Genomic DNA, 16,003 nt, shown 5'->3' on the forward strand with positions numbered 1-16,003 from the left:
TCGCGACAAGAATATTCGGGGGCGGGCGGTTCGGCGACCGGATCAATCGAGTGCCATTCAATCCCGGTGCGCCGCTTCCCAATCTTTTGCAGCCTTCACCAACTCTTCGAATGCTCCGCCGCTTTCGAGCAGCGCACGTTTGAGCGCGGGCTCGAGCGGCTGTTCGGCGCCGGTATCGTCGAGCGGCATCCTGTCCTCACGCACCGCCGTCATTAGCCGGCTGATCTCGCCTGCCGCGTGGGCCGGTGTGTGCATCAGCACCAGCCGGCGCATCGGCATGGGGTTGTTCGGCATGTGACAGTTATCGCATTGCGCATCGCGCATCCGCAGTGCCAGCGTCCTGTAGGTGAAGTCGAGCTTTGGCAGATAGGGATTGTCCTGCCGGAACAAGCCGTCGAAGAGCGTCACGCGCGGCTGGATGCGTCCCTCCTTGTCCATCCACATCCATTTGCCATCGAACTTGGGCCATATCGGTTGCGCGGAAACAATCCGGCTGTCGCTGCCTCGCTCGGTAAATTGCCCGATGACGATCTTCGCGGTCTTTCGATTGACCCAGAGCAGGACCGCATTCGCAGCCTGATAAACACCCCACTTCGCCTCTTCGTGCCAGAACGGATACGGAAACTGCCCGGGCGGCAACAGGTTGCGAAATCCTGCCCGTAGACGGATCAGGTACAATCGCTCGCGCTCGACGTACTCGGTGCTGTACTCGCCGCTGTACATGAACAGCGGGAGGTAAAGACCGGTAATCACATCGGGCGCAAACTGCGTGAGGTTGGTGTCACTGAGCGCTGCCGCGGCATCCTGGTTCCGGCGACCCCACAGCAGCCTCGGCGCGAGGCTGCGCCGCAGCGCGGAGTCGCCGAACAGGCTGCGCCGGCATCGGTCGAAGGCTGCCTGGTCCGACGGTGAAGCAGGCGGACAGATTTGCTGCAACTCGAATGCGACCTCGGAAGCCATCTGCGCGATCTTGTCAGTAAGGTCGGGCAGATCGTCGTCGACGTCAGCGGCGTCTGCGGCAAGGAAGGTGGCAAGCAGCAGCGCGCCGCCGGTCACCAAGCGCCTTGCGATGGCGCCGAACATGGGCCTACGGCGCCGGCTTCATGTACTTTGCCACGAGATGGTCGGCGATCTTGCGACCCATCGCATCTCCGACCTCCAGCGAATTGCGGAAATGAATGCCGCCCCAGATGCGCACCTCTTTGTGCTCCTGAGCCATCTGCGCAAAGCTGGTGAATTTGCGTGAAAGGCGCGCGTCGGAAGTATCGGTCGCGACGAAGTCTTCCGTCCCGTTGCCGAAAACAGCTTCCAGAACGCCTCGCGCGGCACCCGCGTTGATCGCCGCCTGCGCCGGGTATTCCGGATGCATCGGCGTGGTGTTCAGGGGCTGCCAGCCTGCTTCGCGTTCAGTCGCATCGTTGCCGTCCTGGTCGCCGTTGCGGATCGCGGTGATCGGCCGCCAGAAATGGTATTGGAATTTGGCGTCCCAATCGACGATGAAGCAATTGCCGAGAGCCATGGACATCAGTGCAAACACGCGCGCGCTGTCTGCGACAGGGAGGTTGTGACGCGCGGAAGCCTGCCTGGCGGCCTGGAACCATGCCGGCCCAAGGTTGGCCTGGGTCCAGAAGCGCACGGCGTCAGACTGCGCGTCGGTCCGCTTCGTGCTTTTCACGCCACCCATTTCCCTGGTTTCGTTGTAATCGCGCGCGTAAAGCGCGCTGTTGAGGGCCGGGGGCGGAGCCGGGCGGAACTGACTGGCGCTGTCCAGACCCCACGGCTTGGCCGTCGCATATTGAGGGAAGAGCGGCGGCGTGGTCGGCACCCATACGCCGGGCGTGGTGAGCGGGCGGTATGTGTCGGGCATGTTTGTCGCATCGCTCTGCCGTTCCGTAAAAACGGCGTCCGCAACGCTTTTGCCTAAATCAATACCTGCAGCCCGTGCGGGGTTGTCCGGAATGGTTTTCATCGTCTCCGCGAAGGCTGCATCAATCCGCTCCTTCTGACCGGGATACTGGCGCATGAGAATTTCGCGGGCAGCCGCCGCTGCCGCGGCCTCGGCTGAGGCGTTTGGGTTAGCTGGAAGCTCCGGTATGTAACGTGAATATCGGTTCTGCACCGAATTGACCGCGTCGGACATGGACACGTTCACCAGAGCCATGCTGCGCGTCCACGGATTACCGGCGACGTTGACCGCCTTCATCACGTCCATGGCGGTGTTGTTCCAGTCGCCGATGACGTCCGCGCGAACCGGTGTATGGGCTGAAATCAGGGCCAGGCCGACGATTGCAACTTTCAGCACGTTCATCGTTGCCTCCTTCAAAGTTGCATTTTGCCAATGTGGTGTGACTGACAATGTGGTGTGACTGTACCTCCGTAATTATCTTGTCGTGCGCGCAGCCGCACCCACGCCTAGTCCGCGAAAGCGTCGCCCGGGTCCATTACAATTTTCGCCCGCTAACCGATTGCGGCGGAGCGAAGGTCGAGCCTATCGCTCAGGCGTGTCCGTTTTCGAATCTGACATCGCGGACCAGCGCTCGTCAAAACTCGCAGGCGGGAACTGGTTCGCGTCAACCGTAGTCGCGCCGGTAGAGACCACAATGCCGTCTGTCGAAGTCGAGTGCGACCTCATGTTGGCGGCGGTTGCGGCAACAGCGAGCAGAGCGACAGCCACGAACCCGGTAATCGTTCGATGCCTCGTCATGCGGACCTCCTACTCTGGTCCAAACGCCCCTTAGTGTTGGGTCACGGGAACTTCGCGAAGGTTCAATAGCAAAGCGAGAAGTATGGATTGCGCAAATCCACACACGGACAACGAAGCTGTCCCAAATTCTGAAACCCGCGCACGAGACCGAATTGGATCTGGAAGTGCAAATTACGGCAAGGGCATAAGTTCAGTTGGTAGCGGTCTCTTACCCTGGGGGCAGCCCCGTTCGGCCCTTGAGGGACTGAATCGAAGCTGGAGACTCGTTGGACTGTTTCGGATCAGAAGCCGATGCCTCGGTCGCGCTTATAAATTCGGTCGCGGCAGCGTTCGATGACCATTCCACGTAACTAACAACGGCGAACAGGTGAGAAGCCCGACCGCCACCGTGTTGCCCATTCCCTGCCAATGGATTTGGCTATTGAATAATGGCATCGCTCGTCTCCGGGGCTAGCGACGACCTTAAATCAACTCGCGATATTCAAATGTGAACTGCCTCACGTCTCACGGTCACTTGATGTCGAGACGGAACGACAACGTCTTTCTGCTTGGGGCCGTCGCAAACTGAGCAATCATTTGGACGGACAAGCTTAATGACAATGCGGATCGCTTGTGCGCCAGCCGGCTGATCGAACAGAGCAGGTTGGAGGGCTTTTTCCAAAGCAGCTGATAAACTCGTTTGCAGAACATCCGCTTTGCGCCACTAACGTTCGGCCGCGAACAATCTGACGCTCTCTGTGAGGCCCTTCAGGGAATGACTACCTTCGTCATGAAACCTGATGTTTGATCCTGCGACAAGATCACGGACTGTATTCGACACCAGAACCTGCCCGGGCTTTGCCATCGTCGCGACACGCGATGCAATGTGGACGGCGATACCGCTCAGATCATCATCGGCCATTTCGACCTCGCCGGTATGAAGGCCGGCCCTCACCTGCAGCCCAAGAGCTTCAACGCCTTCGTTGATCGCCAGAGCGCACCGGATTGATCGAGCCGGCCCGTCAAAGGTTGCCAAGAAGCCGTCTCCCATTGTCCTCACCTCATGCCCTCTATGTCGCGAAATCTCCCGCCGCACGAGCGCGTTGTGCCGATCAAGCACATCGTGCCATGCACGATCTCCGATCGTCTCGGCACGCTTAGTCGAGTTCACAATGTCAGTGAACAGAACGGTGGCGAGCACGCGGTCAGATTCGATTGCGGACCGCGAGCCTGTCAGGAACTCTTCAACCTCATCCAATATCCGTTCTGTTTCGCCAGTCCACAACATGTGATCACTGCCGGGCAGTTCGAGATATTTCGCGTTTGGGATTTGCCGGGCCATGAACCGGCCGGCTTCAACGTTGACGCGAACGTCCGCTTGTCGATGAATAATGAACGTCGGCACCCGTATCGACGGAAGGATTGGACGAACATCGATTTCGCTGTTCATTCGCATAAGCGCGACAACTGCAGAGGGACTTGCCCCGAGACGTTCAAAACGGGCCCATGATAGCTTGAATGTCTCATCTGATGCCACACTGGGGGCGAACAAACGGAGGCTCTCGCCGGTCCCCCAATTTTTTTCCATGCGATCCAGGGCGGCTTCGAGCCTGTCCGGGGGCACAACCCACGAACTGAAGTGGCCATAGGTGCCGTACAGGACCAACGCTCGGGTACGCTCTGGGTAGGTGGCCGCGAACAAGACTGACATCGCGCCGCCTTCGGAGATGCCGAACAGGGCGGCCTGTTGCGAGCCCACGGCATCCATGACCGCGCGAACATCGTCCATGCGCTCTTCCAGGGTTGGCGCACCAACCGTTCTGTCGGAAAGCCCGGTGCCGCGCTTGTCGAACATGATCAGGCGGGCGAAGGCCGCCAAGCGGGTCCAAACCCGCGCACGATAGGGCTCCTCCCAAGCGACGTCGAGGTTCGAAATGAAACCAGGAACGAACACGAGGTCGAACGGCCCTTCGCCGACGACCTGATAGGCGATGCGAACATCACCGCTCTTTGCGTACTGGGTTTTCGGAACCATTGCACATCACTTCACGTAAAGTGGCGTGATCGGCTTCGTCGACTTCCCGGTGAGCAGGTTCGATCTGAATCTTATCAGTTTGCCGCGGTACGCGGAAGCCAAAAACCGCGTAGCCGAGCCTCGGCATGCGGTAATCGGCTCTTTCTCAACCAGCTATCACACAAGCCAAAGCAGCCGACTTTTGCAACAAAATCTGCCAGACTCGTGCGGTGCATGGCTCTTAATTCTTGCCTTCCGCCGGTCGTGCAACTGATGTAGCCTGATCATGAGCTGCCGAGCGGGACGTGCCGAAGTCCCTTTTATCTAGCCGCAGCGCTCGTGCCGTCGGCAGGCGTGCATCGAAATTAAACCGACGTCTGCGTGTGCGGCCTCCCGTGCGGCTCCGCAGGGACTCCGCATGCCAGCAGTTTGGGGAGGCCGCAATGAAACTTCCGCGCCGTCAATTCCTGCATCTGGCAGCGGCCGCTGCCACGCTTCCGGCATTATCCCAATTCGCCAGCGCGCAGAATTACCCGACGCGGCCGGTGCACTTGCTCGAAGGCTTTGGCGCGGGCGGTGCACCTGACATCGTCGCGCGATTGATCGGTCAATCGCTGTCGGAGCGACTTGGACAGTCATTTGTTATCGAGAATCGCAGCGGCGCTACCGGCAACATCGCCACTGAGGCAGTCGTGCGGGCATCCCCGGACGGCTACACGCTGCTGTTGGTTACCACGCCAAATGCGATAAATGCGACCCTGCTCAAGCTCGACTTCGACTTCATCCGTGATATCGCGCCGATCGCAGGTATTGTTCGTGTACCCTTGGTCATGGAGGTACACCCATCGGTTCCCGCCAAGACAGTCGCGGAGTTCATCGCCTACGCGAAAGCCAATCCCGGCAAGGTCAATATGGCGTCAGCCGGGATCGGATCTACGACCCATTTGGCCGGCGAAATGTTCAAAACGATGGCCGGCGTCGATCTCTTTCACGTGCCTTACCGGGGCGCGCAGGTATTTCCTGCCCTTCTCACCGGCGAAGCGCATGTCTACTTTGGCCCGCTACTTTCATCGATCGAATATGTCAGGGCCGGCAATTTCCGCGCCTTGGCGGTAACAACGATGGCGCGCTCGCCAATATTGGCGGACGTTCCGGCTCTGGGCGAAACACTGCCCGGTTACGAGGTAAGTGCATGGTTCGGCATCGGCGGTCCAAGGCGCACGCCGGAAGAAGTCATCGAAAAGCTGAACAAGGAAGTCAACGTCAGCATCGCCGATCCGAAACTCCAAGCGAAGCTTGCCAATCTGGGCGGTACGGCTCTTGGCGGGTCGCCCGCCGACTTCGCCAAACTGATCGCCGACGAGGTCAAGAAGTGGAGCAGGGTGATTTTGGCGGCCAATATGAAACGGGAATGAGCAGCAGGGGAGCTGCCGCACTGCGGGATTTCGGCCGGCCTATCTCCGTTCTAGTCCCTCGGAGGTTTGCGGACGCCGGTCCCCCGTGTTCGCCGCGCCACCATCATGGGGCCGGCATCCGAAACCCTTCACAAGAGGCGAAACCCCTGTCCATCTTGTCGATGTCTCCTATTCCATCGAAAGCGGACTGGTCTGCATGTTTCATTTCTCAACAGGCGGATCGATAGCCTCGTTGACACGATTCTTATTTTTACTTTCCTCGCTCGGCCCCGTTGTGCCCTCTGTTGTCAAATTCGCGGGGCCCGGGCTTTTTGTGCTTTTGGTACCGCCTCGATCAACAGAGCGAGCGCCTTGCTGAAGCCTGAAGCGGCGTAGGATTCGCCCCGATAGTGTCCGAGTCGCACGACGACGAGATCGTGCGAAGGAATGATCAGCGTGGTCTGCCAGCCAGCGCCCGCCATGTAATAGGCATCGCGCGGGACTGGATATTGCCCGTCGCCGTTGAGCCAGAAAAAAGCTCCATAGATCGGCCGATTGTCCGCGGCCCAGGCGGGCGCAAGCGTGCTGACGAATGTGGTGTAGCCCTCCGGGAGAATTCGCTCACCGTTCCAAACGCCACCCTGAAGAAAGAGATTGCCAAGCCGCGCCCAATCGCGCCCGGAGCCCACCTCATAACCTTGCCCCAGAAAATTTCCGAACGGATCGGTTTCCATCACCATGGTACGGATGCCGAGCTTGTCGAACAGCACCCGCTGAGGAAATGAGAGATATTCGTCACCGCTTTTTTCGACACCGAGCCGGATCAGATAGTTGATCAGGACCGGATCGGTGTTGCGATAGCGTCCGATCGTGTTGGGAGGCCATTGCAATGGCCGTGTTGCCGCGTAGTGAAAGGAATCGATGCCGCCGGTATAAAGATAGACGTGATCCGGGTAAGGCCCCGTTGGGTCATAATCCGGGTCTTGGGGCGCCCTGATCCGAAGCCCGCTCGACATGTGAAGGAGATCCGCAATGCGTATTTTGGCGCGCGGGTCGCCGGGCGTTTGCCATTCAGGGATCGGTGCCGGCTGGTCCAGATCATAGACGCCGGCTTTGACCAGAACGCCAAGGAGCGCTGCCGTAATGCTCTTGCCCATGGACCAGCTTTCGAGCGGCGTCTGCGCCGTAACACCTTCCGCGTAGCGCTCGGCGATGAGGCGGCCTTTCCACGTCACGACGAACGCCGCGGTCAATGCTTCGGCCGGCTGGAACGCGGCGTTCACGGCAGCTTTGAGTTTCCCGGTGTCGATCTCTGCCGGCAACGGATCCTGCGGCAGCATGTCGCCCATGGGCCACAGTTGGGTCGCGGGATCGGGCAATCGGCTCTTGACAGCGACCGGCTTGAAATTCATGGCGCTCTCGCCGATCGGGAACGTGACGCAACCCTGGCTCCCAAGTTGTTTGGCGGTCCGGGTCACGCCGTTAGGGAGCGTGACGTGGACTTCCTTGTTGGCGCGATCGATGACCGGCTTGCCGAGCTTCTCGCGCTGTCGGTAGGGCGCCGTGAAAAACCCGACATTTTCGGCCGCGAAATCGGGCGCAAGGCCGGTCATGAATACAGCTGAGCACATGACCTTCGCAAATCCGGCGGCATGATGCGTCAAGGGGTCGCCTGGCGGCGGCACATAGGGCGTATCGAGTTCGAATGATTTCGCGCGGGCGATGAGCGCGTCTGGAGCCTGCGCAGTCGCCGCCGTATCGGTGAGAACCGCAAGAATCGTCGCCAGAAGACACTTATTCATGATCGCTCCCGCGAAACGAACAGTAATCGTTTGGTTCAGTTGCTGCGCGTGGAACACAACAATATGCCCTGACGCGTATCTGAGTATGGACCGGCCCTCGCGGCGCAGGATATCAGATCGGCGGCACAATCGCTCCCGAAGCGATCCGCCCATATTTCGGCAGTGTCCCGCACAGCGGGTCCAGCGTCACCTTGCCGGATTTTCCCTGGCCACCGCCGGCCTGGAATTGCCTCATCTGTGGTGCGAGACATCCGAGCGGGGCCTATCGACTTTGCCGCACGTTTGTTGCCAGAGGTGCCAATGGGCACATGGCACGGCTTAGTCTGATATGAAAGAGGCCGCCAACGGAGGTACTCCAAACTAGTTCGGAACGATCAACCGGGTTGCGATAATTTAACTGACCGTTGGCCGCTTGTTTCCGCGTTGCTAGCGGTTGGAATGGCGGCCTCAGCTCAGCCCCTAGCCCCCCGCTGCTGGGGCCGCTTCTCTCCGGCCCCGCGAAATGAAAAAGGCCATCAACTGTCATCTCGCGGATTGAGTGTATCGACCCCGCGAGGCACGAGCGCCCTGATTATCGTCACACGCCAATCCAGCCGGGCGTTCGCGACGTGTGCGGCTCAAGGGCGGAGGCGCGCGATCGGCCAGAGCATCAATTCTTTGCCGCAGATGATCAACCAGGAGTTCGGCGCCGATAGTCAGGCAGCCACGATGTCCCCAAGGCACCTGGATCACTTCGAGTTGAGAGCTGAGATGCCGCCACGCGCGGCCGTCGTGTTCGGCCGCGTAAAATGTCACAGGGACCTCGAGTGGTGCCGGAAGATATTGCGCCATAGCGATTGAGTAAGCGTCCCACAACGGTCGCGGAATCTCGCTCTCGGCGATCGCAATCGGCCCGCTCGTCGACGCCTTGGAGTATCGCTCCAGCTGCGCCATTTGTTCATACGTCCAGCGCAGAAGGTAAGGCGAAACTATTGGCTTCATCAGCCCAATGATCGCCCGGTGCGCCGGACGGGCCGTGACGGTCGGCGGGTCTACCATCGCGACCATATCAACCTCGTGACCGGCTGCCATCAGCAGGCGGGCTGCTTCGAACGCCACCATGGCGCCGTTGCATTTGCCGCCCAAGAGGAAAGGCCCGCTGGTCTGCCTCTCCAAAATAAGCGGCAGGCGGTCAGCGGCCATCTGCTCGATCGACGGCGGAATCGGCTCCCCGTGCAGACCATGGGGATCGATGGAGACGATCGGGTAATCGGGCCCGAAAAGCTCTACCACCCGCCGCATACCGATGTGGCCGCTGACGAGGTCTCCATTGAAGAAATACAGGGGAGGTCGATCGCCATTGGCACTGAACTGGAAGAACGGCGTCGCTGGCGTGCCCGTCTGCATGGCGATTTTTGGAGCAAGTTGCCGGATTGTTTCTGCCCCGAACAGGATCGTTTCCGGTACGGGATGGCCGATGAGCCGCTCGATCTCGATGAGCATTTCCATCGCTAGAAGGGAATCACCACCGCGGGCAAAAAAATCATCGTCGATCGTCACAGCCTCGGACTTGAGCAGCCTACGCCATAGGGTCAGCAATTCAGCTTTCAGATCCAATGGCCCTTTGTTCACAGCAGGCAGCGGCATCGCCCCCTGATGACCCAACAGCCCGTCGAGCTCCTCGCGCAGCCGTCGCCGTTGCACCTTTCCCGTTGCCCCCTTTGGCAGCTGGTCGAGGAACAGAATGTGCCGCGGAATCTTGAAGGAGGCCAACTCGCGTTGCAGGAACTGGCGAAGCTCCGCGGGTGTCGTCTGCGCGCCAGGATGGCGAATGATGGCGGCTGCGACGTCCTCGCCAAGGCGTGGATGTGCGATAGCGAAAGCAGCGGCTTCGGCTATGGCTGGATGGCGTAGTAGCGCGGATTCGATCTCAGCAGGCGCGATCTTCTCACCGCCGCGGTTGATCAGTTCACTCAGGCGGCCGTGCACGGACAGGAAGCCGTCTCCGTCGAGGCTGCCGATATCGCCCGTGCGAAACCAACCCTCTTTGAAAGCAGCTTGATTGAGTTCCGGCGCATCGAGATAGCCAGACGTCACGGTGGGACCACGAACCCAGATCTCACCCCGCTCGCTGGCTTGCAAGGGATGTCCATCCTCGCCAACAATGGCCACGGTATCAGGCCAAGGTTGCCCGCAAGTCCCTGGCCTGTTCGGGCCGGGCGGCGGCAGGTTGGTGGCGATCTGCGCGGCTTCGCTGGAGCCGTAATGCTCCAGCACCGGCACGCCCAAAATGCGCTGCAGGTCGTCCTGCACCTCTTTCAGCAGCGGCGCGCCACCCGATACAACGAACCGCAGAGTGTGCGCCGCTGGCGCATCCTCAAGGCTTTCTGCCTTGTCCAGCACTGCAGCGTGGAGCGTGGGACCTGCCGAGTACCAAGTCGGCCGCAGAACATCGAGCCACTCGTCCAGCGCCACGACGGCACAGTTCGCCGGGACGGCAATGCTGCCGCCCGTCAGGAGCGGTGTGAAGACCGTTACTTTGAGCCCATGGGAATAGTAAGGGGACGAAACGCTCAGGCAACGATCCCAGTGTGTGAGGCCGAACCAGGCCTGAAGCCGTGCGGCCGCCGCCAGCATATTGCTATGACTGAACGGGATGAGCTTCGGCTGCGCGGTCGTGCCCGACGTCTGCAGGATGAAAGCGGGCGAGCCCGGATCAGGCTCAGCGTCGATCGCAGGGACGTTGGAGAGCTGCACTGCGATATTGAGTCCAAGCTGACCGTGTCCGACCGGAGCGGCTTCGATGATGGCGAGCCTTCTCCGCTCGGCGGCCTGGCGAGCTTCAGAGGCACTGCCTTGCGGCACGAGAAGAGCGTTCAGGCGCAGCATGTCGAGACGCTGATCGATCTCCGCCTGGGAGAGCCGCGGATCAAGAGGAACTGCGATGCTACAGCAGGCTACCGCAACGATGGTGAGAACCGCGTCCGCGCCGTTCGGCATGAGTATCCCGATCCGGGCGCTGCAATCGAACCCAGCCAAACGCAACTGTCGGCGGATGCCGTCCAACTGCCGCTGAAGACCGCGGTACGTCAGAGGCGCAAACGTGGCGGAGACGATCGCAGGCTGGTGTGGGAACGAACTTGCAGTCCGACCGATGACTTGGCCCAGTGTTAGTTTGGCTTCAGCCTCTGTGCCATCGCGCATTAGAATGTCCCCCTTTGACTGCTCTATCGGCGCGCAATCAATCTAGCGGGAAAGAGCGGCAAGTGGCGGGGGCAGGACGCCACTAATCCTTAATTTCCATGCCCATAACTGTTTGGCGAAGGCCAAGGAACAATCGGCATGGCTGAGGGTTGCTTCCAGTGCTTCCAGCCGAAAGGCGCCCCCCCGACTGCTGGAAGAAAACCCGTATCGTTCGGGTTGGCGGCCCCCGGTTTGGGGCCGTTTAAACGAATGGCTAGGGTTCCCGTACATCGAACGAACCGGCCTCTGCGTTGGGCCCACTGGTGACAGCCGCCGGGGCCGCCGTCACTGATAACCCGCAGCAAAGATTACACCCGCTTTCCCATTGACCGGGCAATTTCCTCTTCGCTGGAAGGTCGCATCTGGATCATCTTCAGACATTGGCCTAGGCCATTATAGTGCGCATCTCTCAATGGCGGACATTGGCTCGGCAGGTCCGTTTGAGGTGAGGCAGGTGACGATGGATGCCATTTACCGTCGCGCGATGCGCAAGGACGTGAGCCGTCTGCACGACGTGCGGCGGCGATCTATCCTTGAACTCGCGCTTCCAACGATGCCGGTCGCCGAAGCGCAGGCGTGGGCGGCGCAGCTCACGCTGTCCGGCATGGAGCGAAAGCTGCGGGAGCTGGAAGTGTGGGTTGCCGAGCTGGACGGCGTCGTCATCGGATGGGGGGCCATTCGCGGCGACATGCTGGAGGGCTTGTATGCGGTACCTGAATTTGCCGGGAAGGGCGTGGGCGCAGGATTGCTCGCCATGCTCGAGGGGCTGATGCGCGAGCGCCAGTTCCCTTCGGTGCGCCTGGAGGCAAGCTCAAACGCCCGCGGCTTCTACCTTCGTCGCGGCTACCGGGCGACCGGTCCTCAAACGGCGAAAGGCGCCTGGCCCATGGTGAAAGAACATCTCGCCTGAAAACGGCGGCGGGAGCAGAATAACTGCGTTGGGCGGCGGCCTGGTTTTGGCGGTCGTTTAAACCGTTCGCGGCGCTTGATTTTCGCCCCGCGAGGGGCGACTTTGGCGCCCGCTTGGCCGGGCTGATCGGAGCCCTCGCGGCGGGTTGTCAGGAGGATATTGCGTGGCGGACCATCAGGTGCACGATTTGACCGCGGAAGAGGTTTCCGAGGGGATGGCGGAAGGGCGCTATCTTCTGGTCGACGTCCGCGAACCCAACGAGGTCGCGGTGGAAGCCTATCCGGACGGTGTGGTCGTTCCTCTCCAGACCTTCGATCCGGCGGCCATTCCGGACCCGCGGGGAAAGCAGGTGGTTTTCGCCTGCCGTTCGGGCAAGCGCTCGGTGACGGCCTCGCTGGCGGCCCAGGCGGCGGGCCTTCCCTATGACAAGCATCTGGCCGGTGGCATCATCGGCTGGAAGGCCGCAGGCTTGCCGACCAGAACCGGCGGCTGATCTCCATCATGACATCCATGAACAAGGTCTTTGCCGACCTTCCGGTCACCGTGTTCGAGGCGATGTCGCAGGCCGCCCGCGACAACAACGCCATCAATCTCGGCCAGGGCTTTCCCGACGATCCCGGGCCGGAGGACATCCGCCGCGCCGCGGCCGACGCGACGGTGAACGGCTACAACCAATACCCGTCGATGATGGGCATTCCCGAACTGCGGCAGGCGATCGCGGCCCATTATGGACGCTGGCACAAGCTCTCACTCGATCCCATGACCGAGGTGATGGTGACCTCGGGCGGCACCGAGGCGCTGACGGCCTCCATTCTCGCCGTCGTCGAACCCGGCGACGAGGTCGTGGTGTTCCAGCCGGTCTATGACAGCTATTTGCCGATCATCCGCCAGGCCGGCGGTATTCCGCGCCTGTTGCGGCTCGAACCGCCGGGCTGGCGGCTGACGGAAGAGATGCTGGCCAGCGTATTCAATTCCAAGACCAAGGCGGTGCTGTTCAACAACCCGCTCAACCCGGCTGCGGTGGTCTATCCCCGCGAAGACCTCGAATTGCTGGCGCGGTACTGCCAGCAGTTCGACACCATCGCGATCTGTGACGAGGTCTGGGAACACGTCGTCTTCGACGGCCGCGAGCATATCCCGCTGATCACGATCCCGGGCATGCGCGACCGCACCATCAAGGTCGGCAGCGCCGGCAAGATTTTTTCGCTGACGGGATGGAAGGTTGGCTTCGTCTGCGCCGCGCCGCCGCTGCTGCGCGTGGCTGCAAAAGTGCACCAGTTTCTGACCTTCACCACTGCGCCGAACCTGCAGGCCGCGGTCGCCTACGGCCTCGGCAAGCCAGATGAATATTTTTACGACATGCGCAAGGAGCTGGCGCGGAGCAGGGACCGTTTGACGAAGGGACTGGAGAGCATCGGCTTTCCCGTGCTGAAATCGCAGGGCACGTATTTTCTCACCGTCGACCTGTCGCCGCTCGGGCTCAACGAAACCGACGTCGAGTTCTGCAAGCGTATTGTGAGCGATTATAAAGTCGCTGCGATTCCGGTTTCGGCGTTCTACGAGCAGGACGCGGTGACCTCGGTGGTGCGGTTCTGTTTTTCCAAGAAAGACGAAACGCTGGATACCGCACTGGAGCGCCTGTCGGATGCGGTGCGCGGCCGTCGCAAGAGGTAGCAGATGCGCGACCTTCTCCGAAGTTTGCTTCGCCTGACCGGCGTGATGACAGTCGCGCTGTCGCTCTCGCCCACCTGGGCGCAGGAACGCACGGTCAACTTCTACAACTGGTCGAACTATATGGCCCCGGGGGTGCTGGAGGACTTTACCAAGGAGACCGGCATCAAGGTGGTCTACGACACGTTCGACGCCAACGAGACGCTGGAGACGCGGCTCCTGGCAGGGAAGTCGGGCTACGACGTCGTGGTTCCCACCGGCTATTTCCTGCAGCGTCAGATCACGGCAAAGGTTTTTCTCAAGCTCGACAAGTCCAGGCTGCCGAACCTCGCCAACGCCTGGCCTGTCGTGACCGGCCAGCTCGCGACCTACGATCCCGGCAACAATTACGCCGCCAACTACATGTGGGGCACCACGGGCATCGGCTACAATGTCAAGACGATGCAGAAAATCCTCGGGCCGGACGCCAGGATCGATAGCTGGGACATCGTCTTCAAGCCGGAGAACCTCGCCAAGTTCAAAGACTGCGGTATCCACATGCTGGACTCCGCTGACGACATTCTGCCCGCTGCGCTCGGCTATCTCGGGATCGACCCGAACTCGACCAGGCAGGCCGATCTGGAGAAGGCCGCCGAGCTCGTCAGCAAGATCCGGCCTAACGTGCGCAAGTTTCATTCCTCGGAATATCTGGGCGCGCTGGCATCAGGCGAAATCTGCTTCGTGGTGGGGTGGTCCGGCGACATCATGCAGGCGCGCAGCCGCGCGGCGGAAGCCAAGAACGGCATCGAGATCGGCTACACGATTCCAAAAGAGGGCGCGCAGATGTTCTTCGACAATCTCGCGATCCCGGCGGATGCGAAGAACGTCGCGGAGGCCTACGAGCTGATCAACTATCTCTACCGTCCGGACGTCGCGGCGAAGAATTCGGACTTTTTGTCGTATGCCAACGGCAATCTGGCGAGCCAGAAGCTGGTCGATCCAAAGATCCTCAACGACAAAAATATCTATCCGGACGAGGCGACGCAGAAAAAGCTGTTCGTCATCCAGGCCCGCGACCCCGCCACCCAGCGCGTCATCAACCGGCTCTGGACGAGGGTGAAGACGGGGAGGTGATGGGTCTACCGTCATTCCCGGTCTGGTGCTTACGCACCATCCCGGAATGACAGTGTTGATGCTTTTAGTATGTAGCCTTGCCGAAACCCGACGCAGAACCTATAGCTCCCTCCAGGAGCATCACATGACCAACATCCTCACGTTCTTTTCAACGCGCACGCTGCTGCAGATTATCTTTGTCCTGGCATCGACGGTCGCGATGAAGGCATGGAGCCTCGGCCTGCTGTTCGGCGGATAGGCGAGCTACAAGAGAGACGCTAGCGCCACCTTCTGTGCAGCCAGAGCCACTGGTCCGGATATTCCCGCACCCAGCCTTCGATCACTGACGTCACCGCCTGCATCGTGCCCTGGATGTCGATCTGGCCCGAGGCGTCGCGCACCGGCTTGACCTCTTCGGACAGTTCGGCGCGGAAGCGGTGGTTGGGCAGGCGGATGATGCGCACGCCGTGCACGGGGCAATCGACCTGCCGCAACAGCCGCGCCAGTGTCGGGTTGGCCTTGGTCTTGCGGCCGAAGAACGTCACCTCGACGCCGTTGCCCATGTATTGATCGACCAGCATCGCAACGTGCTGGCCTCGCTGCAGGGCCTCGGCGAGCTTGAGCGGCGCCTCGCGGCCGGCCGGCACCAGCGTGCCCATCTTGACGGCGCGGATCCGTTCGATGGCGCGGTCGGCGGACTCGATGTTGGGGCGGCGGAACAGGATCGCGCAGTCCAGCCCATGGGCGACCGCGCCGAGCGCCGGGATCTCCCAATTGCCGAGATGGCTCGCGAAGATGATCGCAGGCTTGCCGTCGTCGCGCAGGTGGTCGAAAATCTGCTTGGTCCGCGCGCCGAACTCGACGCGGCTCGGCTTGTCCGGATGCTCGACGTCGTAGTCCCAGATGTGATCGAGATGGGCGAACTCGGCGCCGATGCGGCCCAGATTGTCCCACACGCCGGCCAAGATCGTTTCGATCTCTTCGGGCGATTTCTCAGGGAAAGCGGCCTTAAGATTCTCACGCCCAATGCGGTCCTCACGCAGCCGTCGTCCGATGAAGCGGGTGGCACGGCCGAAGAAATTCGCGGTCTTGTCCGGATCGAAAAAGCGCGTGGTGCGCAGCAGCACGATCGTCAGCGCGCCGACGGCTAATTCCGCCACAGGCTTTACGGCGTCGCGCAGGCGCGCCTTGGTGCGTAGGAACAGGCGGTTCATG

The 16,003-nt window shown here is 60.9% G+C and carries 13 protein-coding genes; 6 read left to right on the forward strand and 7 right to left on the reverse strand.

The window, feature by feature from the left end; genetic code table 11:
- Positions 1 to 57 precede the first annotated feature (57 nt).
- The 3 genes from V1294_RS18560 to V1294_RS18570 all read right to left on the reverse strand — a co-directional run bounded on the left by V1294_RS18560 (position 58) and on the right by V1294_RS18570 (position 4,718).
- The gene (locus V1294_RS18560) at positions 58 to 1,083 is read right to left on the reverse strand and encodes a hypothetical protein (protein WP_334499154.1); all 1,026 of its coding nucleotides are present in this window, start codon (positions 1,081 to 1,083) and stop codon (positions 58 to 60) included.
- Between the two features lie 4 nt (positions 1,084 to 1,087).
- Entirely contained in the window at positions 1,088 to 2,308 is a 1,221-nt protein-coding gene (locus V1294_RS18565; RefSeq protein WP_334499156.1) for a vanadium-dependent haloperoxidase, read from the reverse strand.
- 1,099 nt (positions 2,309 to 3,407) lie between these two features.
- Entirely contained in the window at positions 3,408 to 4,718 is a 1,311-nt protein-coding gene (locus tag V1294_RS18570) for an adenylate/guanylate cyclase domain-containing protein (RefSeq protein WP_334481504.1), read from the reverse strand.
- A gap of 422 nt (positions 4,719 to 5,140) precedes the next feature.
- Here V1294_RS18570 and V1294_RS18575 point away from each other — a divergent pair, with 422 nt between their 5' ends.
- Positions 5,141 to 6,112, forward strand: a complete 972-nt coding sequence (locus V1294_RS18575) for a Bug family tripartite tricarboxylate transporter substrate binding protein (RefSeq protein WP_442895453.1) — start codon at positions 5,141 to 5,143, stop codon at positions 6,110 to 6,112.
- 287 nt (positions 6,113 to 6,399) lie between these two features.
- Here V1294_RS18575 and V1294_RS18580 read toward each other — a convergent pair whose 3' ends face one another.
- On the reverse strand, positions 6,400 to 7,440 hold the full coding sequence (locus tag V1294_RS18580) for a serine hydrolase domain-containing protein (protein WP_334499160.1): 1,041 nt from the start codon (positions 7,438 to 7,440) through the stop codon (positions 6,400 to 6,402).
- 147 nt (positions 7,441 to 7,587) lie between these two features.
- On the opposite strand from V1294_RS18580, the gene V1294_RS18585 reads away from it, so the two are divergent.
- Complete coding sequence (locus tag V1294_RS18585) at positions 7,588 to 7,716, forward strand: hypothetical protein (protein ID WP_334499163.1); 129 nt, start codon at positions 7,588 to 7,590, stop codon at positions 7,714 to 7,716.
- Between the two features lie 289 nt (positions 7,717 to 8,005).
- Here V1294_RS18585 and V1294_RS18590 read toward each other — a convergent pair whose 3' ends face one another.
- Complete coding sequence (locus V1294_RS18590) at positions 8,006 to 8,128, reverse strand: hypothetical protein (RefSeq protein WP_334499165.1); 123 nt, start codon at positions 8,126 to 8,128, stop codon at positions 8,006 to 8,008.
- Between the two features lie 287 nt (positions 8,129 to 8,415).
- Positions 8,416 to 11,076 carry an AMP-binding protein gene (locus V1294_RS18595; RefSeq protein ID WP_334499167.1) on the reverse strand — a complete coding sequence of 887 codons (2,661 nt, stop codon included), beginning with the start codon at positions 11,074 to 11,076 and terminating at the stop codon, positions 8,416 to 8,418.
- Between the two features lie 499 nt (positions 11,077 to 11,575).
- Here V1294_RS18595 and V1294_RS18600 point away from each other — a divergent pair, with 499 nt between their 5' ends.
- From V1294_RS18600 to V1294_RS18615, 4 genes are all read left to right on the forward strand, one after another.
- Positions 11,576 to 12,025, forward strand: a complete 450-nt coding sequence (locus tag V1294_RS18600; protein ID WP_334499169.1) for a GNAT family N-acetyltransferase — start codon at positions 11,576 to 11,578, stop codon at positions 12,023 to 12,025.
- A gap of 214 nt (positions 12,026 to 12,239) precedes the next feature.
- Complete coding sequence (locus tag V1294_RS18605) at positions 12,240 to 12,518, forward strand: rhodanese-like domain-containing protein (protein WP_334504717.1); 279 nt, start codon at positions 12,240 to 12,242, stop codon at positions 12,516 to 12,518.
- 8 nt (positions 12,519 to 12,526) lie between these two features.
- On the forward strand, positions 12,527 to 13,699 hold the full coding sequence (locus V1294_RS18610) for an aminotransferase (RefSeq protein WP_334481499.1): 1,173 nt from the start codon (positions 12,527 to 12,529) through the stop codon (positions 13,697 to 13,699).
- Between the two features lie 45 nt (positions 13,700 to 13,744).
- Positions 13,745 to 14,809 carry a polyamine ABC transporter substrate-binding protein gene (locus V1294_RS18615; protein WP_334489719.1) on the forward strand — a complete coding sequence of 355 codons (1,065 nt, stop codon included), beginning with the start codon at positions 13,745 to 13,747 and terminating at the stop codon, positions 14,807 to 14,809.
- 257 nt (positions 14,810 to 15,066) lie between these two features.
- Here the strand turns inward: V1294_RS18615 and V1294_RS18620 are convergent, their stop codons facing one another.
- Positions 15,067 to 16,002, reverse strand: a complete 936-nt coding sequence (locus V1294_RS18620; protein WP_334499172.1) for a lipid A biosynthesis lauroyl acyltransferase — start codon at positions 16,000 to 16,002, stop codon at positions 15,067 to 15,069.
- Position 16,003 lies beyond the last annotated feature (1 nt).

The organism is Bradyrhizobium sp. AZCC 1678 (assembly GCF_036924765.1).
Taxonomy (GTDB): domain Bacteria; phylum Pseudomonadota; class Alphaproteobacteria; order Rhizobiales; family Xanthobacteraceae; genus Bradyrhizobium; species Bradyrhizobium algeriense.